This window comes from Streptomyces sp. NPDC057137, from assembly GCF_042670825.1.
Taxonomy (GTDB): domain Bacteria; phylum Actinomycetota; class Actinomycetes; order Streptomycetales; family Streptomycetaceae; genus Streptomyces.
The window spans coordinates 1-18,893 of record NZ_JBHUUW010000020.1; the positions used below are offsets into that span (position 1 = coordinate 1).

Below are 18,893 nucleotides of genomic sequence, written 5' to 3' on the forward strand. Positions count from 1 at the left end.
GCGCCCCGCGTGCGCGGTCGTGTCAGGACACGGTCGTCCCGGTGCCGGTCAGCGGGCGCCCAGGAGGTGGTCCATGGCCAGCTGGTCCAGCTGCTCGAAGGCCATGCCGCGGCTCGCGGCGGACGCCACGTCGAAGTCCTCGTACGCGGTGCGGTCGGCCAGCAGAGCGGTCACGCCGTCGGCGGCGGTCGGCTGCGCCAGCTCGTCCAGGCGCGAGGCGCGCAGCGCCTCCTGGACCTCCGGGTCCGCGCGGAACGAGGCGGCGCGCTCCTTGAGGATCAGGTAGTTGCGCATGCATCCGGCGGCGGACGCCCACACCCCGTCGAAGTCCTCGGTGCGCGGCGGCTTGAAGTCGAAGTGCCGCGAGCCGTCCCAGCCCGCCGTCTCCAACAGGTCCACCAGCCAGAACGCGGCGCGCAGGTCGCCCGCGCCGAAGCGCAGGTCCTGGTCGTACCGGGTGCCGTGCTGGCCGTTGAGGTCGATGTGGAAGAGCTTGCCCGCCCACAGGGCCTGCGCGATGGCGTGCGGGAAGTTCAGCCCGGCCATCTGCTCGTGGCCCACCTCGGGGTTGACGCCGTAAAGCTCCGGGCGCTCCAGGCGCTCGATGAAGGCGAGCGCGTGGCCGACGGTCGGCAGCAGGATGTCGCCGCGCGGCTCGTTCGGCTTGGGCTCGATGGCGAACTTGATGTCGTACCCCTGCGACACGACGTACTCGCCCAGCAGGTCGAAGCCTTCCTTCATCCGGTCGAGCGCCAGGCGCACGTCCTTCGCACCGCCGGACTCCGCACCCTCCCGGCCGCCCCAGGCGACGAACCGCTTGGCGCCCAGCTCGGCGGCGAGATCGATGTTGCGCAGCGTCTTGCGCAGCGCGAAGCGGCGGACGTCGCGGTCGTTCGCCGTGAAGCCGCCGTCCTTGAAGACCGGGTGCGTGAAGAGGTTGGTGGTCACCATCGGCACGACGAGCCCGGTGGTGTCCAGCGCCTGCCGGAAGCGCTTGATGTGCGCCTCGCGCTCGGCGTCGGACGAGCCGAAGGGGATCAGGTCGTCGTCGTGGAAGGTCACGCCGTACGCGCCCAGTTCGGCGAGGTGCTGTACGGACTCCGTGGGGTCGAGCGCCGGGCGCGTCGCGTCTCCGAACGGGTCCCTGCCTTGCCAGCCGACCGTCCACAGACCGAAGCTGAACTTGTCCGCGGGGGTGGGAGTGAAACGATCCGTCATTTCTCTGGCCGCCTTCGATACCTCAGGTCCAGCAGGTGCAGACCTTTTTGTTTCCTGACATGACTAATAATGCACGTCTGGGTGGGCACGGAAAAGACCCCGCGTTCGTCCAACCCTGTCCGAGGCGTCGAACGCCGCTTCGGACATGGAAATGACACCTATCCCTGCCGGATGCACGACAACATCACGTAATTTGTTGGCCTGCGGCCAAAATCCCGCCGCAAGCCCGGAAACGGAAGAGGTACGACCGTGCCCCACAGCCAGGTGGTCATCGGCGTCGACAGCTCCACCCAGTCGACCAAAGCGGCGTTCACCGACGCGGCGACCGGACGGTTGCTCGCCGTCGGGCGCGCGCCGCACCGGGTGACGGGCGAGGCCGGGGCTCGGGAGACCGACCCCGAGGTGTGGTGGCAGGCGCTGCGCGAGGCTGTCGCCATGGGGCTCAAGGAGTCCGGCGTACCGGCGTCCGCCGTCACGGGCATAGCGGTCGCCGGCCAGCAGCACGGCCTCGTGGTGCTCGACGCGGCCGGGAAGCCGCTGCGGCCCGCGCTGCTGTGGAACGACACCCGCTCCGCCCCGCAGGCCGCCGCGCTCACCGACGCACTGGGCGGACCCGACGCCTGGATCGCCAGGACCGGATCCGTGCCCGTCGCCTCGATGACGGCGGCGAAGTGGCAGTGGCTCCGGGAGAACGACCCCGCCTCCGCCGACGCGGCCGCGGCCGTCCGGCTGCCGCACGACTTCCTCACCGAACGCCTCGCGGGTACGGCGGCCACGGACCCCGGCGACGCGTCGGGCACCTGCTGGTACTCCACGGCGACCGGGGCGTACGACCCCGAACTGCTCGCGCTCGTCGGCCTCGACGAGTCGCTGCTGCCGGCCGTCGCCCCGACCGGCGGCGCGCGGGTCGGCTCGCTCACCGCCTCCGCCGCCGAGGAACTGGGACTGCCCGCCGGTATCGCGGTCGCCGCCGGGACCGGCGACAACATGAGCGCGGCCGTCGGCCTCGGCCTCGGCGGCGCCGGGCTGCTGGACCACCCCGTGCTGAGCCTCGGCACGTCGGGCACGGTCTTCGCCGCCACGCGCACCAGGCCCGCGTCGACGGCGCTGTCCGGGTTCGCGGCGGCCGACGGTACGTTCCTGCCGCTCGGCTGCACCCTGAACTGCACGCTCGCCGTCGACAAGGTCGCCGAGCTGCTGCGCCTCGACCGCGACGACGTGGCACCCGGCGGCGAGGCGGTGCTGCTGCCGTACCTCGACGGCGAACGCACCCCCGACCTGCCGACCGCCTCCGGTCTGCTGACGGGCCTGCGGCACGACACGACGCCGCAGCAGCTGCTGGGGGCCGCGTACGAGGGTGCGGCGTACACGGTCCTGCGCGCGCTCGACGAGGTCCTGCGCGCCTGCGGCCTCGACCCGGCCGACCCGGCGGTGGCGACGCGGCCGCTGCGGCTGGTGGGCGGCGGCGCCCAGGGCCGTACGTGGGTGGAGACCGTACGGCGCCTGTCCGGCCGCCCGGTGATCGTGCCGGAGAGCGGCGAACTGGTCGCCCTGGGCGCGGCGGCGCTGGCGGCGTCGGCCGCCACCGGCGAGGACCCGGTGGCGATCGCCGCGTCCTGGAAGACCGGGGACGGCCCTGAACTCCCGTCGGTCGCACGGGACATGGAGACCTGGGAGCGCGTCGGCTCGGTGCTGGACCTGGCTGCGCCGAGCCTGCTGTCGTAGGGGCGCGCGGGGCCGGGCGTCCTAGGACCTGCGGGACGAACGGGGCGCATGGGGCACCGGCGCGGGGAATCGCGTCGGTGCCTGGCCCGGATCGCCCTCTTGATGGCGGGTCAGGGGCCGACCTACCCTGCGGGTTGCGCGGCGTCGCCGCGCGCCGGAGGAGGGACGAGACCCGCCCATGTCCGACGCACCGTACGACGACGCGCTCGATGACGCGCTGCCCGACGCGGACATACTCAAGGCCCTCGCCCCGTACGCGGCCAGGGGCGGCGGGGCGGCGATCGGCGGCGTCCGGCTGCGGGACGTCAAGCGACGGCAACTGCTGCGCTGCGAGGTCGTCCGCTTCACCGAACGACGCCACGAGACACCCCGGACCGCCTTCGGTACGAAGGATCTGTCGGCGTTGCCTCTTTACGAAGGCGCCATCACGGACCACCCGTTGCCGGCGCCCGAAGGACCCGGCAGGCTCACCCTGATCCGCGCGGGCTCCTACCGGCCGGTGCCCTGTCCGTGCGACAACGGCCAGCAGCAGTGCGCCGGTTGCTCGGGCAGCGGCGGCCATCCGTGCACCTGCCGCAACGAGCCGCCGCCGTGCGACGTGTGCCTGAATGTCGCACCGTGCACGGAGTGCGAGAAGACGGGCAGGCGCCGTACGCGTACGACGAAGGCCCGCCCCGCCGCGACCGGTCCGGGAGCCACGGCACCCGGCGCTCAACGGATCACGTGCACGGTGTGCGGCACGCCGGAGGCCGCGTGCCCGCGCTGCTCGGGCCGGGGCCGGATCCGGTGCCCGCACTGCGAAGGCCGGGGGCGCGAGACCTGTGCGCGCTGCTCGGGGCAGGGGGTCGGGACGCACGACGTGTGCGGCGGCAAGGGCAGCCTCACCCACTGGGTGGAGGGGACGGTCGAGTACGCGCACGAAACGGCGTCCCTGTCGCTGCCCAAGCCGGACTGGCCCGACAAGGTCCGGGACCGGCTGACCTCCGCGGCGCGGTGGCAGCCGCGTGACGTCCCGGCGGACGACGCGGTGCCCTTCGGCGTGGACGGCGAGCACCGTGCCGCCGTGGCGACCCACCTGGCTCGCGGGAGGGTGGAACTGTCCCGGCGGGTGACTCTCGAAACTTGCCCGCTGGCCTGTGTGGAGCTGATGGACGACCCGAACCGGGTCTTCCACGTCTTCCCCGGCGCCCGCAGCCTCGAAGTCGTCTCGACGCTCTCGAACCGGCTGAAGCAGCGGCTGATCGCGGCCGGAGCGGTCATCATCATCGTGCTGGCGCTGATCGTGTGGCTGCTCGCGTAGGGCGTGTCTGACGAGTGGCGCCGGCCGCCCGGAGGGCGGGGCGCGCCAGGCCGGATCTGTCAGGCACGGCCCAGGGGGTGCCGGCAAGCGCCGGACCGCTCGGTCAGCCCGTCGTCAGGCCCGACGCCGACTCCGTGAGCGCGTCCAGGACCGGGCGGATCAGCGGGTGGTGGTCCGCGCCCCTGCGGACCGCGGCGAAGACCCGGCGCGTGGCGGGCGGGCCGGACACCGGGCGTACCACCGTGCCCTTCAGCTCCATCCCGCGCAGCGCCGAGCGCGGCACGAGCGCCACCCCGGCGCCGGCGCCGGCGAGGGCGACCACCGCGCGGAAGTCGTCCGACGAGTGCACCAGGCGCGGTTCGAAGCCCGCCAACTCGCAGGCGAGGCGCATCACTTCATGGCACGGGTTGCCCGGGTACGGGCTGATCCAGTCGCTGTCCGACAGCCCCGCGAGCGGTACCTCGGCCTCGCGGCCGAGCGGATGCCCCTCGGGCAGGACCGCGTCGAACGGCTCGGCGTAGAGCGGTACGCGCGACAGGCGCGGGTCGTCCTCGGTGGGCGCGCCCCGGTATTCGACGGCCAGCGCCACGTCCGCCTGGCCGTCGAGCAGCAGCGGCAGGCTCTCGTCGCCCTCGGAGTCCCGCACCCGTACGCGGATGCCCGGGTGCGACCCGGCGAGGTGCGCGATCGCCGGGGCCAGCACCTCGGCGATCCCCGTGGCGAACGCGGCGACCGTGACCTCACCGGCCGCGCCGCCCGCGTACGCCGCCAGCTCCGCCTCGGCCCGCTCCAGCTGGGCGAGGACCTCGTGGGCGTGCGTGAGCAGGATCTCTCCGGCCGCCGTCAGCCGTACGCCCCTGCCGCTGCGCGTCAGCAGCGCGTGGCCGGTCTCCTGCTCCAGCGCGGCGAGCTGCTGGGAGACGGCCGACGGGGTCAGGTACAGCGCCGCCGCCGCGGCGGTCACCGTACGGTGGTCCGCCACGGCGCGCAGGATGCGCAGCCGCCGGGGGTCGATCATTCGGCCATACTGCCAGGTCGCGGCGCCGGACCGGGCGGCCCGACCACCCGGACCGGACCGGGCCCGGCCGCGGGCCGTCAGGCCTTGAGCGCCTCGCGCGCGTCCACGAACGCCGCCACCGCCCGCCGTACGTCCTCGGTCGAGTGCGCCGCCGACAGCTGGACCCGGATCCGCGCCTGCCCCATCGGGACCACGGGGTACGAGAACCCGATCACGTACACCCCGCGCTCCAGCAGCAGCTCCGCCATCCGCCCGGCCTCGGCGGCGTCGCCGATCATGACGGGGGCGATGGCGTGGTCGCCGGGCAGGATCTCGAACCCGGCCGCCGTCATCTCCGTACGGAAGAGCGCCGTGTTCGCGTTCAGCCGCTCGCGCAGCCCGTCGGCGCTCTCCAGCAGGTCGAGGACCTTGATCGAGGCGGCGGCGATGACCGGGGCGAGGGAGTTGGAGAAGAGGTACGGGCGCGAGCGCTGGCGCAGCAGCGCGACGATCTCGGCGCGGGCGGCGACGTAGCCGCCGGAGGCGCCGCCGAGTGCCTTGCCGAGCGTGCCGGTGATGATGTCGACGCGGTCCATCACACCGTGCAGTTCGGGGGTGCCCCGGCCGCCGGGGCCGACGAAGCCGACGGCGTGCGAGTCGTCGACCATCACCATGGCGTCGTAGCGGTCGGCGAGGTCGCAGATCTCGGCGAGGGGCGCGACGTAGCCGTCCATGGAGAAGACGCCGTCCGTCACGATGAGGCGGCGGCGCGCGTCCTGGGACTCCTTGAGGCGCGTTTCCAGCTCGGCGAGGTCGCGGTTGGCGTAGCGCAGCCGGCGGGCCTTGGAGAGCCGGATGCCGTCGATGATGCTGGCGTGGTTGAGGGCGTCGGAGATGACCGCGTCCTCGGGGCCGAGGAGCGTTTCGAACACGCCGCCGTTGGCGTCGAAGCAGGAGGAGTAGAGGATCGTGTCCTCCTGGCCGAGGAACGAGGAGAGGCGGACCTCCAGCTCCTTGTGGATCTCCTGGGTGCCGCAGATGAAGCGTACGGAGGCCATGCCGTAGCCCCACCGGTCGAGGGCGTCCTTGGCGACGGCCACGACCTCGGGGTGGTCGGCGAGGCCGAGGTAGTTGTTGGCGCAGAAGTTGAGGACGTCACCGGAGGCGGCGGAGACGCTGACGGACGCGTTCTGCGGGGTGGAGATGACGCGCTCGGGCTTGAAGAGACCGGCGTCGCGGATCTCGTCGAGGGTGGCGCGGAGGTCGTCGCGGACGGACGCGTACATGCGGGGCTCCAGGGTGAGCAGGGGAGGTCTTACGGAGGAGGGGGCGGGCGCCGGACCCGGGAGGATCAGGCCCAGTTGAGGATGATCTTGCCGCCGGTGGCCGTGGCCGCCTCGTCGAAGGCCGCGTCGAAGTCCTCGTAGCCGTAGCTGCCGGTGATGACGGGCGCGAGGTCGAGGCCGCCTTCGAGCAGCACCGTCATCGCGTACCACGTCTCGTACATCTCACGGCCGTAGATGCCCTTCACCGTGATCATCGAGGTCACGATCTTCGCCCAGTCGACGGCGAACTCACGCGCGGGCAGCCCCAGCATGGCGATCCGGCCGCCGTGCGTCATGTTGTCGACCATGTCGCGCATCGCCTCCGGGCGGCCGGACATCTCCAGGCCGATGTCGAAGCCTTCCTTGAGGCCGAGCCGGCGCTGCGCCTCGGCGATGCCGATGTCGGGGTCCGACACGTCGAGCGCGAGCGTCGCGCCGACCTTGCGGGCGATCTCCAGGCGCTCGGGGCTGACGTCCGTGATCACGACGTTGCGCGCGCCCGCGTGCCGGGCGACGGCCGCCGCCATGATGCCGATCGGGCCCGCGCCGGTGATCAGCACGTCCTCGCCGACCAGGGGGAAGCTGAGCGCGGTGTGGACGGCGTTGCCGAACGGGTCGAAGATCGCCGCGATGTCGAGGTCCACGGGCGCGCGGTGGACCCAGACGTTCGACGCGGGCAGCGCGACGTACTCGGCGAACGCGCCGTCGCGGCCGACGCCGAGTCCGATCGTGCTGCGGCACAGATGCCTGCGCCCGGCGAGACAGTTACGGCATCGGCCGCAGACCAGGTGGCCTTCGCCGCTCACGAGGTCGCCGACGGCGATGTCCTGGACGTCGCTGCCGACGGACGCGACCTCGCCGACGAACTCGTGGCCCAGCACACGCGGCGTCTCCACCGCCTGCTGCGCCCAGCCGTCCCAGGCCCGGATATGCAGGTCGGTGCCGCAGATGCCGGTGCGGAGCACCTTGATGAGTACGTCTGAGGGGCCGGCCTCCGGCTCGGGCACATCGGTGAGCCGCAGCCCCGGCTCGGCCGTGAGTTTCACAAGTGCCTTCATCCGGGCGGCTCCAGGTGGTGCGGGCGCGGACACTCGTACGGGCGCGAGTGCTTACGCGAGTGCTTACGCGAGTACTGACGCGAGTGACTCTGATCGACGTCGGCACCAATCTGCCGCCGCCGCGACCGTGCAGTCCATCGAGGATTTCTTAAGCGGGTCGACAGCGCAGCTTCACGCCGTGGCCCTGGTGGGCGGATTCGGCCAACGGTTGGAATCGATGATCGAACTGCCCGGTGCGTGGCGCACGACAGGACCGCCCGTCGCCGGGAAGGAACCCGTTGGGAAGAAGCCCCGCATTCTGACGGACAGACCTTGGGCGCCGGTCTCTACCCCCCGGCGAACGCGGTCCGTGCGCTCCGGGACCTCGGCCTGGGGGACGAAATGGCCGACCACGCTCCCCTGCACGCGCTGCCGTAGGCCCTGCGGCGGGAATCGCCGTACGCGCGCACGGATCCGGACGGGTGGCCTGATATGAATTCGACCACTTGTGCGGAGCTGAGTACGGCATCGGGGAGGTGCGACTCCGCCGTTCCCCTTACGATCGGTGCCCACCGCGAGTCATGAGTGGGAGTGAGACAGCGTGAGCAGTCCGTTCAAGGCCTCAGTGGTCAAGGCGGCGCAGGCCGGGGACCGGTCGGCCATGGACCGACTCGGCGACGAGTCGCTGCCGCTGGTCCACCAGCTCGTCGGCCACGCCCTGCACGGCCACCCGGAAGTGCGGGCGGTGGCACGGGACACGGTGCGGCAGGTCCTCAACGGCCTCGGCGGGCTGCGCCGCCCGGCCGACTTCCGCTCGTATCTGGTCACCACCGCGGTCGCCCGGATCCGTGAGCACGCGGACTACGTGTACGACCCGGCCCTCCCCCGCGCCGACTTCGACTTCGTGGATCTGATGATCAGCCGTCTCGGGCTGTCCGGTCAGCACCGGGAGGTCGCCGAGGCCACGCGCTGGGTCGACCGGGAGCACCACACGCTGGCGGCGCTGTGGTGGCTGGAGACCGCCGGTGAACTCACCCGGCCCGAGGTCGCCGCCGCCCTGGCCGCCAACTCGCAGCAGGTGGACGCGCGGGTCGAGCGGATGTGGCACGAACTGGACACCGCTCGCGTGGTGGTGCGCGCGCTGTCGGCGGAGCCGCCGTGTGTCCTGCTGGAGCAAATCGTCGGCGGCTGGAACGGCACGGCGTCCCCGCTCTGGCGAGAGCGAATAGCCGGGCACACGTACGACTGCACCGTCTGCTCCGGGTACGCGGCCGGCCTGGTGCCCGCCGACACCCTTGTGGCCGGGCTCGCGCTGGTACCGGTCGGCGCGCGCAGGGACCCGTCACCGACCACGTCCGTGTCCTCGCACAGCGAGGGCGGCGACGGTGGAGCCGGGAGCCGTACGCAGGCCAGGGACACCGCGCGCCGCGACCGGCGGGCGAAACGGCGCCGCGCCGTCACCGTGACCGCCGCCGTCGCCGCGCTGCTCACCGCCGCGGGCGTCGCCCAGTACGTCACGGGCGAGCAGGACCAGGACGAGTCACGCGCGTCGTCCGCCGTCGAACCGGAGACGCTGGAGCCCAAGTCGGCGGCGAGCCGCACGGCGGAGTCCGTCAGTCCCTCCCCGTCCGGCAGCAGCGCGAGCCCGTCGCCCTCGCCGACCCGCTCGCCGTCCAAGAAGGCGGCCGAGCCGAGCAGGTCCGCACCCGACCCGCGTCCCTCCACCGCCGATCCGGCGCCGAAGCCCGATCCGAAGCCGACGACGAACGAACCCCAGCCGGGCGGAGGCGGCGGCGGCTTCGCCGAGCAGGTCACGACACTCGTCAACTCCGAGCGTTCCAAGGCCGGTTGTGAACCGGTGAGTGCCAACGCGCAGCTCGCGACCGCCGCGCTGCGGCACTCCCAGGACATGGCGGCGAAGGACTACTTCGACCACAACAGCCCGGACGGCAAGGACCCCGGCGACCGCATCACGGCGGCGGGCTACCGGTGGACCACCTACGGCGAGAACATCGCCAGGGGCCAGCAGACGCCCGCCGAGGTGATGGAAGGCTGGATGAACAGCCCCGGCCACCGGGCCAACATCCTGAACTGCGCCTTCAAGGAGATCGGCGTGGGTGTCCACGACGCGTCCGGCGGACCGTGGTGGACCCAGGCGTTCGGTGCGCGCGGCTGACGGCTGAGCGGGCCGCGCGGATGAGCCCGACGGATGAGCCTGACGGATGCCCCCGCCGGATGAGCCCAGCAGGAGCCCAGTGGATGGGCGAGCCCGGCGGGCGCCCCGCGCGGGCTGAGGGACCCCACGTACTTTGTCTCTTTCGGCCACCGGCCCGTGACGTATCGAGCACGATCAGGACTATTTCAATCGCGGATTGAACTCAACCGCACAGATTCTGCCGGAACCGATCTCTCCGCTGCCGCACGGGAAACCCCGCACCCGCCCTGACATGGGAACCCCCCGACACGGCCTCCGCGTGTGATCCCGGCCACTCCACATACGGTCAATTCTGGCCAGGCGTGGGGCGCTCGAACTGTTATTGACGAACCGTCATGGGCAGATACGCTCCATTCGAACAGCGACCGCCCTACGCCACCCCGCACCAGATTCTCACTGAACCAGCCCTGCGCCCACACATCCCCCAGGAGGCCGGTCATGACGTGCGTCGAGGAACAGGCCTTGGCCCGGCAGCTACCGGCCGTACCGTTCTACTGTCCGGTGGAACCCGCCGTGCATCCCGGCGTTCATGTCCTCAACGACCTGACGGTGGACTGGATGCTGCGGCAGAATCTCGACACCGACGAGCACCAGCGCAAGCGCCTCGCCCTCTGCGACTTCGGCGGGCTCGCCGCGTCGACGATGCCGTACGGAAAGCTCGAACCCCTCACCCTGATGGCCAAGTTGCACGCCGTGCTCTTCTCGCTCGACGACGGCGTCTGCGACGAGACCGACGCCACGGCGGATCTGATGGCCCAGGAGACCTCCCGCATCCTGCGCGCGGTCGAGGCCCCGGCCGCGAACTCCCGCGCCGACTCCCCGCACACCGCCGCGTTACGCGCGCTGCGGACGGAGCTGGAGCAGTACGCGTCCCCGCAGCAGCTGCGCCGCTGGACGGACGCCATGCGGGTGTACACCTCGGGCCTGGTGTGGGAGGCGTCCTGGCGCCGGAACGCCCAACTCCCGTCCCTCAACGACTACATCACCCTGTGGATGCGCGCCATAGGGATGGCGCCGTCCACGGCGATGATCGAGATCGTCGGCGGATTCTCCGTGACGGACGAGGAGTTGGCGGACCCGCGCGTCCAGGCGCTCACCGAGATCGTCTGGACGCTGGTCAGTTGGGACAACGACCTCTACTCCCGGAACAAGGAACTGCTGCGGGCGGGCGACGACCTCAATCTGATCGACGTGCTCTGCCAGGAACTCGGCTGCGAGCCGAGTGCGGCGCTGAAGCACGCGGTCGCGATGCGGGACCGGGTGATGGTGCTGCTCGGCCGGCTGAGCGAACAGGTCCTCGCGGACGCGAGCAGTGAACTGCGCGGCTACATCGAGGGGTTGGGGCAGTTCGTCCGGGGCCATCTCGACTGGGCGTCGGTCTGTCCCCGCTACTCCGTACCGTCGGGACCGGCGGCGCAGCCGGGCGGCTGGTGGAAGCCGTACCCCTCCGACGCGGGCCGGGAACCGCTGCCGATCCCCACGATCTCGTGGTGGTGGGAGCAGTTGGACACCACGTCCTGAGGGACGCCGCGTCCTGACCGTCCGACCGCTCCCACCACCGCGCCCCTCAGTCCGTCAGTACCCTCGCCACCACCGCACCACCGCCTGCCATGCCCGCGCCGGGGCGCCGGGCCCGCGCTGCGCCGGGATCAGCCCGCCCGGCGTCGGCGCCTCCGACGGCGGGGACCCGGCGGGCGCCACCGGCACCGGCGGCGCTACGTGCGGCGGTACGGGGGCCGGACCGGACGAACCGGACGGGCCCTGCGCCGGCACCGGGCGGGGCGACTCCACCTGCCACTCGGTGCGCGGCGCGTGCTGCGGCGTCGCCGACGGCGGCCCGGCGACATCCTGCGGCGGACGCGCGGCGAAGGTCACCGGCAGCTCCTGGAGGTGCCGCGACATGAGCGACGCCGACCAGCGCAAGTCCTCCTCCGGCACGGCCAGTTGAAGGTCGGGCAGCCGCAGCAGCAGCGCGTCGATGCCGGTGTCGGCGATGGCGCGCCCGATGTCCTGGCCGGGGCACTCGTGGGGGCCGCCGCTGAAGGCGAGATGGGCGCGGTTGCCCTGCATGGAGGCGTTGACGTCGGGCCGTACCACCGGGTCGACGTTGGCGGCGGCGATCCCGACGACCAGCGCGTCCCCCGCCTTGATCCGCTGCCCGCCCAACTCCGTGTCGCCGACGGCCCACCGGCCGAAGATGGTCGTGAACGGCGGCTCGTCCCACAGGGTCTGCTCGACCGCCTCGGGGAGTGTCATGTGGCCGCCGCTGAGCTGGGCGCGGAAGCGCGGGTCGGTGAGGACCATGCGGAGCACATTGGCGATGAGGTTGGCCGTGGTCTCGTACGCGGCGATGAGCACCAGCCGCAGATGCTGGGCGACCTCGGCGTCCGTGAGCCCGGCCGGGTGCTGGACGAGCCAGCTCGCGAAGTCCTCGTCGGGCGCCGCCCGGCGCCGGGCCACCAGTCGGTCCAGGACCCCCATCACATACGCGTTGCTCTCGACGGCCGTCTCGGTGCCCTTGATCATGTCGCGGGCGGACTGGACCAGTTGTTCGTTGTACTCCTCGGGCATACCGAGGATCTGCGCCATCACCATCATCGGCAGATGTTCGGCGAAGCGGCTGACGAGATCGGCCTTGCCGTCCTGGCAGAAGTCGTTGACGAGCCGGTTGCTGTAGCGGTTGATGAAGCGCCGTACGCCCCGGTGGTCGATCCGGCCGATCGAGTCGGTGACGGCGCCGCGCAGCCGCTCGTGGTCGGCGCCGTCCGCGAAGACGCAGATGGGCTGCCAGGTGAAGACGGGCGCGAGGGGGTGGTCGGGCGGCACGCTGCCGTCGTTGACCGCGCGCCAGCGGCGGGAGTCCCGCGAGAACTGGGAGGGGGTACGGGTCATGTGCAGGTTCTCGCTGTGGCCGAGGACCAGCCAGGCGGGTACGTCGCCGTGCAGCAGGACCGGCGCCACCGAGCCGTGCTCGGCGCGCAGCTTCTCGTACAGGCCCATGGGGTCGTTCTCGGCCTCGGGGCCGTAGAGCCGTCGCAGCCCGGAGGGCGCCGGGCGGTCGCCGCCGAAGGCGTCGGCGACGAGGCCGTGGGCCGGGCAGCCCGGCGGCGGGGCGGCGTGGTCGTCCGTTCCCGGCCGGTGCGAATAGGGCGTTGTCACGGTCACTCCAGGGATGGGAGCCAGGGATGGGAGAAGGAAGGGGCGGGAGGAGGGGGATCAGGCCGGCAGCGCCAGCGAGTGCAGATAGCGCATGAGGGTCAGCAGGACATCGCGGCTCGACGCCCGCAGCCGCGCGTCGCAGTCGACCATCGGCACCTCGTCGGGCAGGTCGAGCGCGGTGCGCAGCGCCTCGACGGGATGGCTCGGCGCGTCGGGGAAGGTGTTGACGGCGACGACGAACGGCACGCCGCGCTCCTCCAGCCGCCCGATCACGTCGAAGCTGACTTCGAGGCGGCGGGTGTCGACGAGGACGACGGCGCCGAGGGCTCCTTCGAAGAGGCCGTTCCAGAGGAACCAGAAGCGTTCCTGGCCGGGGGTGCCGAAGAGATAGAGCACCAGTTGCTCACTGATGCTGATCCGGCCGAAGTCCATGGCGACGGTGGTGGCGGTCTTGCTCTCCACCCCGGAGTTGTCGTCCACGCCGACGCCGGCCTGGGTCATGGTCTCTTCGGTGGTGAGCGGGCGGATCTCGCTCACCGACCCGACCATGGTGGTCTTGCCGACCCCGAATCCGCCGACGATCACGACCTTCACCGCGGATGTCGCCGTGGTGGGAAGTACGTCCTCGCTCCGGGGGCCTGTGATCGTGTCAGAGCTTCTGGAGTCCATGCATCACCGCTTCGAGAAGGGACCTGTCGGGGAGTGTGGCGCGGGCGACGGGCGCGCGTGACTCGACCAGATCCGTCGTGAGGAGGTCGGTCAGCAGCGCCGTCACCACGCTGAACGGCAGACTGAGATACGCCGACAGCTCGGCCACGGACAGCGGCGCCCCGCAGAGCCGCAGGATGGCGGCCTGTTCGGGCGGCACCGTCGGTGAGGGGGCCTCGCGTGCCACGATCATGGTGACGAGGTCGAGCGATGCGCGCTTGGCGCCGTCCGGGCCACCCGTGATCACGTACAGCCGTTCCGGGTCCCCCACGTCCGCCCCGGGCAGCCTGCGTTCTCGTCGGGGAGGAGTCATCCGGTGTGCCCGTCATGTCGCGGCGGACTCGTCAGATGGGCGCCGATCCGGACGACCATGTCCCGCATCCGGGCGCCGACGAGTCCGGCGTCGACCGTCTCGTCGGCGAGTACGGCCAGGTAGGCGCCCTTGCCCGCTTCCATCAAGTAGAAGAATCCGCCGCTGACTTCGATGACGACGAGACGCATCCGGCCGTCGCTCATGGGGATTTCGGCGGCGACGGCGGCGGCGAGGCTCTGAAGTCCCGCGCAGGCGGCGGCGAGACGGTCGGCGACGTCGGGGTCACCGCCGTGCCGGGCGATCCGCAGGCCGTCGGCGGAGAGCACGACGATCTGCTGAACCTGCGGAACCCCGTCCGCGAGCTCCTTGAGCATCCAGTCCAAGTTGGCACGCTGCTGGATCACTTCAGGTCCCCTTTGCCCCACACGTCGTCTGATTCGCCGCGGTCGCCGGGCCGGTCCGGCGGCGCGTCCCCTGTGCCCGTGGCACCTGTCGCACCTGTGGCACCTGTCGCTCCGGTCGACGGCTCCTGCGGGTGCGGGTCGCCGTTGACCGCCTTGGTGAAGGCTTCGAGCCAGATGCCGGGGCCGGGCTCCCCAGGGGCTTCCCCGGTGCCGTTCGAGGTCCCGTGCGAGGTCCCGTGCAAGGTCCCGTTCGCGGCGCCCTGCGTACCGGCGGACGTGCCGTTCGAGCGGCGCGGCGCCGGTGTCCGCACGATGTTGTGCGAGCCCAGCGGTGCCCTGCCACGGCTGCGGCGCTGCGGGAGACCGTTCGCCGTCCACTCGGTGACGACGGGTACGTCGTCCTCCATGGCGGCCTTGACGGGCGCCGGCCGGACCGGACCGGTGGCCGGGCGGGGAGCGGGAACGGCGGCCGGGGCGGGCGCGGGTTCGGCGGCGGGGCCGGACCCGGGATCCGGGGCCGGGGCCGCCGCGTCCGGGGTACGCCGCTTGCGCATCTCGGGCAGCTCGGTGCCACCGGTCCCCATCGCGGTCGCGCCGATGCCGTGGGCGATGCCGGGCGCGGGCCCGGTGGTGACCACGTCGCGCGGTACGACGAGGACGGCGCGGACGCCGCCGTACGCGGACTGCCGCAGCGAGACCTGGAGGTTGTACATCTGGCAGAGGCGGCCGACGACCGCCATGCCGAGCCGCGGTGTCTCGCCGAGGTCGTTGAGGTCGATACCGGCCTGCGCCTGCGCGAGCATCCGCTCGGCCCGTGTCCGCGCCTCCTCGCTGAGGCTGACGCCGCCGTCCTCGATCTCGATGGCGATGCCGGTCTGCACCTCGACGGCGGTCACATGGACACGCGTCTGCGGGGGCGAGTAACGGGTGGCGTTGTCGAGGAGTTCGGCGCACGCGTGGATCAGCGGTTCGACCGCCGTGCCGACGATGGCGACCTTGGCGATCGAGTGCAGATCGACCCGCTGGTACTCCAGGATCCGGGACATCGCACCGCGCAGCACGCTGAACAGCGGTACGGGCCTGGGCCATTGACGTCCGGGCCGGGCCTTGCCGAGTACGGCGACACTGTCGGCGAGCCGCCCGATGAGGGCGGTGCCGTGGTCGATACGCAGCAGGTCGTCGAAGACCTCGGGGTTACGGCCGTGGTGCTCCTCCATCTCCCGCAGCTCGCTGGCCTGTTGGTGCACGAGTGACTGGACGCGGCGGGCGATGTTGACGAAGGAGCGCTGCGCGGACTCGCGCATGGCCTCCTCGTCGTCGACGATGTCGAGGATCGCGCGGAGCAACGCGCGCTGCGAGTCGGGGAGTTCGCGGTAGCGCTCGTCGCCGTCGACGATGACGCGCATGACCTCCTGGGGTGAGTTCCCCCGGCGGAGCTGGTGGATCGCGAGCGGCATCAGTTCCTTGCCGAGGCGCACGCTCTGGCTGTCGTGCTCGGCGATGCGCCGCTCCAGGAAGGCGACATGGTGCCCGTACCGCGTGTGCAGGGCGCGCGTCGCCTCTCCCCTGCGAGCGATCTCCCTCGCACCCCAGCCGACGAGGACGGTGGCGACGGCGCCGTACAACGCGACCGGTATCCGGGCGGCGTCGGCGACGAAGACCACGACGACGGCCGTTGCCGTCGCCATCAGGGCCGCGGAGAGCAGAAGCGCGCGAACGGTGGGTGACGCTTGATCATTCATGGGTGCTTCAACACGAACCATGTAAGCCCTCTGGCGGTCGATTCAGGGGTCGGGTATTCGAAACTATTGCGGCACATGGGAACAAGCGCCTGATTCCGTATCAACTCGGCGCGCTCCGCGAGAGCTTAGTGCGGGCAGAACACCGCATCGGCATATTCATAAACCTCGTGCGCGGGCGCACTCGACAGGCATAGACTCGCGCTTTTTGCACGGAGAGCTTCGAGAGCCCCACACATAGTGACGACACCAGTTCGAATGACGGGGCCGTGTACCCCTGCCGGCTGCGGCGGGACGAACCGGGCAGGTCCGGGGGCCGGTTGTACGATCACAGCATGAAGGCCGTCGCCGAGCCCATGATCGAGATCCCCGCCGGAGACATCGTCCTTCGGGACGAGGGCACGAAGACGGACTGGACCGTCGAGGTCGGGGCATTCCGGCTGGCGCCGTGTCCCGTCACCCGCGAGCTGTACCGCGCCGTGCTGGGCGAGGCGCCCGAGAGTCCGGCGGGGCCGAGGACCCCGGTGACCGAGGTCTCGTGGCTGGACGCGGTCCGGTTCTGCGACCTGCTGTCGGAGGCGAGCGGGCTGGCCCCCTGCTACGGGGGCACGAGCGCGGGCGCGCCGGGGGATGCCGACGGGCAGGGCGTGGTCCGCGACCGGGAGGCCGACGGGTACCGCCTCCCCTCCGAGGCGGAGTGGGAGTACGCGTGCCGGGCCGGCACGTCCGGTGTCCGTTACGGGGAGCTGGACGAGATCGCCTGGCATCGCGGGAACTCAGACGACCGGGTGCACGACGTGGCGACCCGGGCCCCGAACGCGTGGGGGCTGCACGACATGATCGGCAATGTGTGGGAGTGGTGCTGGGACGTTTACGACCCCGAGGTCTACGGGCCGTACCGGGTCTTCAGGGGCGGCGGCGCGTACGACGTGCCCCGGGGGTGCCGGGCGTCGTGCCGACGCAAGAGCCACCCGACCTTCCGCGTCGACGACCTCGGGTTCCGGCTCGCCCGGTCGGGGTGACCGCGCTGCGGTGACTCGGACCCGGGGCGGTCCCGGTCATGGGGCAGTGGCTTCGAGGCCCCTTTCGTTCAAGACCGTCGGTGGCCCGACCGCCCAGACTCGTCCCATGGACCTCACCCACAACCCGAACCTCAGCGGGGCCTGTGCCTTCATGTCCCCACACGCCCGGCTCCTGGACCGGCGCCGCTTCGGGCTCCTGGGCGGCGGCGGCCGGACGGGGCCGGACGGGGATACCTCCGGTCGGCTCACGCAGCCGTGCGCGCGACGCGGTCCGTTCCTACGGTGGCTGAATGATCATCAGATCGATCCTGCGCCGCCCCGCGTTCGCCGGCACGGTGGCTCTGACCACCGGGCTGACCGGACTGCTGACCCTCCTCCCGGTGTCGGTGTCCACCCCGACGGCCACCGCCACCGCCGCCACCACCGCCGCCTCCACCGTCACGGCGGGCTCACGCGCCGACCCGGGCCGCGAGGTCTCGCGGCCGGCGGACCCCGCACTGCTGTACCGGCCCGGCACCCACGTGCGCGCGGCGGCCGGCGCGCCCGCGCCGCCCAAGGATGTCTCCGCCCTCTCCTGGGTGGTCGCCGACGCGCGCACGGGCGCGGTGCTCGCGGCCCGCGACGCGCACCGCGCGCTGCCGCCGGCCAGCACGCTCAAGACGCTGTTCGCCGTCACCGTGCTGCCCCGTATCCCCTCGGACGCCCGGCACAGCGTGACCGAGGCGGACCTGGCGGGGATCGGCGACGGCAGCAGCCTGGTGGGCGTCGCCCCCGGCCAGACGTACGACGTGGCTGATCTGTGGCGCGGTGTCTTCCTCAGCTCGGGCAACGACGCGGTGCGGGTCCTCGCCGGGATGAACGGCGGCTGGGACTCGACGATCACTCAGATGCAGTCCAAGGCAAGGGAGTTGGGGGCGAAGGACACCCATGTGGTCTCCCCCGACGGCTACGACGAACCGGGTCAGGTGTCGTCGGCGTACGACCTCGCGGTGTTCGGCCGCGCCGGACTGAAACTGCCGGCCTTCGCGGAGCACTGCGCGACCGTCGAGGCGCAGTTCCCGGGCCGTGACGGTTCGACGTTCGGCATCCAGAACACGAACAAGCTGCTGACGGGCGCCGGTGGGGTGCAGCGCTACCGGGGGCTGATCGGTGTCAAGAACGGCTACACCACGAACGCGGGGAACACGCTCGTCGCGGCGGCCCGGCGCGGGGACCGCACACTGCTGGCGACGGTGATGAATCCGCAGTCCGGGGCCTCGCAGGCGGTGTACGAGGAGGCCCGGACCCTGCTGGACTGGGGCTTCGCGGCCGCGCCCGCCGTCACCCCCGTGGGGTCGCTGGAGCCGCCCCGGCCGCCGACCCCGCCGCGTCAGGCGGCCGAGGAGGAGAAGCAGGGACCGGTCGCGCGGGCCGGGCGGGCGACGGGGCCGGGCGGCACGGACACCGTACGGCCGGCGGCGGGAGCGCGGGCGACGGGGGCGACGGCAGCGGGGACGGGGGCGGCGGGGGCGGGGCACCTCGCGGCGGCGACAGGGTCCGAACCGGCCGACGAGCCGTCCGCGCCCTTCGGGTACATCGTGCCGATCGCGTTCATCGGCGCCGCGTGTCTCGCCGCGCTGGCGCTGTTCCTCGTACGGCGCGGCGCGCGGCGACGCCGGGAACCGGCGGACCCGCACCGGATGCAGCCGCTGCCATGAGCGCGGGGGCGCGGGACACGGCGCGCGATGCGGA

Annotated in this window: 15 protein-coding genes; 6 read left to right on the forward strand and 9 right to left on the reverse strand. The window is 72.2% G+C overall.

The window, feature by feature from the left end:
• Positions 1-48: 48 nt before the first annotated feature.
• Complete coding sequence (gene xylA / locus ACFT9I_RS18200) at positions 49-1,218, reverse strand: xylose isomerase (RefSeq protein ID WP_382565339.1); 1,170 nt, start codon at positions 1,216-1,218, stop codon at positions 49-51.
• Positions 1,219-1,467: 249 nt separating this feature from the next.
• Between xylA and xylB the strand changes: the two genes are divergently transcribed.
• Both xylB and ACFT9I_RS18210 read left to right on the forward strand, forming a co-directional pair.
• On the forward strand, positions 1,468-2,943 hold the full coding sequence (gene xylB / locus ACFT9I_RS18205; RefSeq protein ID WP_382565341.1) for a xylulokinase: 1,476 nt from the start codon (positions 1,468-1,470) through the stop codon (positions 2,941-2,943).
• A gap of 178 nt (positions 2,944-3,121) precedes the next feature.
• Positions 3,122-4,243, forward strand: a complete 1,122-nt coding sequence (locus ACFT9I_RS18210; protein ID WP_382565343.1) for a hypothetical protein — start codon at positions 3,122-3,124, stop codon at positions 4,241-4,243.
• Positions 4,244-4,346: 103 nt separating this feature from the next.
• Here the strand turns inward: ACFT9I_RS18210 and ACFT9I_RS18215 are convergent, their stop codons facing one another.
• The 3 genes from ACFT9I_RS18215 to tdh form a co-directional block, all read right to left on the reverse strand.
• Complete coding sequence (locus tag ACFT9I_RS18215; RefSeq protein ID WP_382565345.1) at positions 4,347-5,261, reverse strand: LysR family transcriptional regulator; 915 nt, start codon at positions 5,259-5,261, stop codon at positions 4,347-4,349.
• 77 nt (positions 5,262-5,338) lie between these two features.
• The gene (locus tag ACFT9I_RS18220) at positions 5,339-6,526 is read right to left on the reverse strand and encodes a glycine C-acetyltransferase (protein WP_382565346.1); all 1,188 of its coding nucleotides are present in this window, start codon (positions 6,524-6,526) and stop codon (positions 5,339-5,341) included.
• A 65-nt stretch (positions 6,527-6,591) separates the two neighbouring features.
• Positions 6,592-7,623 carry an L-threonine 3-dehydrogenase gene (tdh, locus tag ACFT9I_RS18225; protein ID WP_382565347.1) on the reverse strand — a complete coding sequence of 344 codons (1,032 nt, stop codon included), beginning with the start codon at positions 7,621-7,623 and terminating at the stop codon, positions 6,592-6,594.
• Positions 7,624-8,203: 580 nt separating this feature from the next.
• On the opposite strand from tdh, the gene ACFT9I_RS18230 reads away from it, so the two are divergent.
• A complete protein-coding gene (locus tag ACFT9I_RS18230) occupies positions 8,204-9,778 on the forward strand; it encodes a CAP domain-containing protein (protein ID WP_382565349.1) in 1,575 nt (524 codons plus the stop codon).
• Positions 9,779-10,255: 477 nt separating this feature from the next.
• Positions 10,256-11,338 carry a terpene synthase family protein gene (locus tag ACFT9I_RS18235; protein ID WP_382565351.1) on the forward strand — a complete coding sequence of 361 codons (1,083 nt, stop codon included), beginning with the start codon at positions 10,256-10,258 and terminating at the stop codon, positions 11,336-11,338.
• A 54-nt stretch (positions 11,339-11,392) separates the two neighbouring features.
• On the opposite strand, the gene ACFT9I_RS18240 is transcribed toward ACFT9I_RS18235, so the two are convergent.
• From ACFT9I_RS18240 to ACFT9I_RS18260, 5 genes are read right to left on the reverse strand one after another with little or no spacing between them, the layout of a single operon-like run.
• On the reverse strand, positions 11,393-12,976 hold the full coding sequence (locus tag ACFT9I_RS18240) for a cytochrome P450 (RefSeq protein WP_382565353.1): 1,584 nt from the start codon (positions 12,974-12,976) through the stop codon (positions 11,393-11,395).
• A gap of 57 nt (positions 12,977-13,033) precedes the next feature.
• Complete coding sequence (locus tag ACFT9I_RS18245) at positions 13,034-13,645, reverse strand: ATP/GTP-binding protein (RefSeq protein WP_078074195.1); 612 nt, start codon at positions 13,643-13,645, stop codon at positions 13,034-13,036.
• The gene (locus ACFT9I_RS18250; RefSeq protein ID WP_354605977.1) at positions 13,626-13,997 is read right to left on the reverse strand and encodes a DUF742 domain-containing protein; all 372 of its coding nucleotides are present in this window, start codon (positions 13,995-13,997) and stop codon (positions 13,626-13,628) included. The genes ACFT9I_RS18245 and ACFT9I_RS18250 overlap by 20 nt, the downstream gene beginning before the upstream one ends.
• Complete coding sequence (locus ACFT9I_RS18255) at positions 13,994-14,401, reverse strand: roadblock/LC7 domain-containing protein (RefSeq protein ID WP_354605978.1); 408 nt, start codon at positions 14,399-14,401, stop codon at positions 13,994-13,996. The genes ACFT9I_RS18250 and ACFT9I_RS18255 overlap by 4 nt, the downstream gene beginning before the upstream one ends.
• Positions 14,398-16,164, reverse strand: a complete 1,767-nt coding sequence (locus tag ACFT9I_RS18260; RefSeq protein WP_382565356.1) for a sensor histidine kinase — start codon at positions 16,162-16,164, stop codon at positions 14,398-14,400. Before ACFT9I_RS18260 ends, ACFT9I_RS18255 begins: the two co-directional genes overlap by 4 nt.
• 311 nt (positions 16,165-16,475) lie before the next feature.
• On the opposite strand from ACFT9I_RS18260, the gene ACFT9I_RS18265 reads away from it, so the two are divergent.
• Together ACFT9I_RS18265 and ACFT9I_RS18270 are read left to right on the forward strand one after the other, a co-directional pair.
• Positions 16,476-17,162: a formylglycine-generating enzyme family protein gene (locus tag ACFT9I_RS18265; RefSeq protein WP_382565359.1), complete on the forward strand. Its 687-nt coding sequence runs from the start codon at positions 16,476-16,478 to the stop codon at positions 17,160-17,162.
• Positions 17,163-17,452: 290 nt separating this feature from the next.
• The gene (locus ACFT9I_RS18270) at positions 17,453-18,859 is read left to right on the forward strand and encodes a D-alanyl-D-alanine carboxypeptidase family protein (RefSeq protein WP_382565361.1); all 1,407 of its coding nucleotides are present in this window, start codon (positions 17,453-17,455) and stop codon (positions 18,857-18,859) included.
• Positions 18,860-18,893: the final 34 nt, after the last annotated feature.

Coding starts and splice junctions, on each gene's coding strand:
- xylA (WP_382565339.1), bottom strand. CDS start 1,218: ATGACGGATCGTTTCACTCCCACCCCCGCGGACAAGTTCAGCTTCGGT.
- ACFT9I_RS18210 (WP_382565343.1), top strand. CDS start 3,122: ATGTCCGACGCACCGTACGACGACGCGCTCGATGACGCGCTGCCCGAC.
- ACFT9I_RS18215 (WP_382565345.1), bottom strand. CDS start 5,261: ATGATCGACCCCCGGCGGCTGCGCATCCTGCGCGCCGTGGCGGACCAC.
- ACFT9I_RS18220 (WP_382565346.1), bottom strand. CDS start 6,526: ATGTACGCGTCCGTCCGCGACGACCTCCGCGCCACCCTCGACGAGATC.
- tdh (WP_382565347.1), bottom strand. CDS start 7,623: ATGAAGGCACTTGTGAAACTCACGGCCGAGCCGGGGCTGCGGCTCACC.
- ACFT9I_RS18235 (WP_382565351.1), top strand. CDS start 10,256: ATGACGTGCGTCGAGGAACAGGCCTTGGCCCGGCAGCTACCGGCCGTA.
- ACFT9I_RS18245 (WP_078074195.1), bottom strand. CDS start 13,645: ATGGACTCCAGAAGCTCTGACACGATCACAGGCCCCCGGAGCGAGGAC.
- ACFT9I_RS18250 (WP_354605977.1), bottom strand. CDS start 13,997: ATGACTCCTCCCCGACGAGAACGCAGGCTGCCCGGGGCGGACGTGGGG.
- ACFT9I_RS18260 (WP_382565356.1), bottom strand. CDS start 16,164: ATGGTTCGTGTTGAAGCACCCATGAATGATCAAGCGTCACCCACCGTT.
- ACFT9I_RS18265 (WP_382565359.1), top strand. CDS start 16,476: ATGAAGGCCGTCGCCGAGCCCATGATCGAGATCCCCGCCGGAGACATC.
- ACFT9I_RS18270 (WP_382565361.1), top strand. CDS start 17,453: ATGATCATCAGATCGATCCTGCGCCGCCCCGCGTTCGCCGGCACGGTG.